The organism is Bacteroides sp. AF39-11AC, assembly GCF_003474285.1.
In the GTDB taxonomy this organism is placed as follows: Bacteria; Bacteroidota; Bacteroidia; order Bacteroidales; family Bacteroidaceae; genus Bacteroides.
Genome location: NZ_QROH01000039.1, coordinates 1 through 360, shown reverse-complemented (window position 1 = coordinate 360; position 360 = coordinate 1). Strand labels below are relative to the sequence as shown.

Genomic DNA, 360 nt, shown 5'->3' with positions numbered 1-360 from the left:
TATTTCCTGCATGCCGTTTACCAGTTGCACTACCGTACTTTGATTGGCACTTTGTTGTGCAAAACGTTTATGATCCAGTTCGGCACGTTTCTTCATGAATAGCCAGACGTATGCCACGTACAAGGCACTTCCACACATGAAAATGAGAAATATCATACCGCTGTACACCAGCAATACAATGCCGAAGATTATGATATTGAACACGGAGAAGATAACGCTGAGGCTGCTTCCTGTCAGAAAGTCCTGTATGCGCTTGTGGTCGTTAATGCGTTGCAAGATGTCTCCTGTCATCTTACTGTCAAAGTAGTTGATGGGCATCTTCATCAGTTTGATGAGGAAGTCTGATATGAGGGCAATGTT

The 360-nt window shown here is 43.6% G+C and carries 1 protein-coding gene; it reads right to left on the bottom strand.

Annotated elements, in window-relative coordinates; genetic code table 11:
• Positions 1-360: ABC transporter transmembrane domain-containing protein (locus DW036_RS26155; RefSeq protein ID WP_255421327.1), on the bottom strand; the 360-nt coding region annotated here is incomplete at both ends.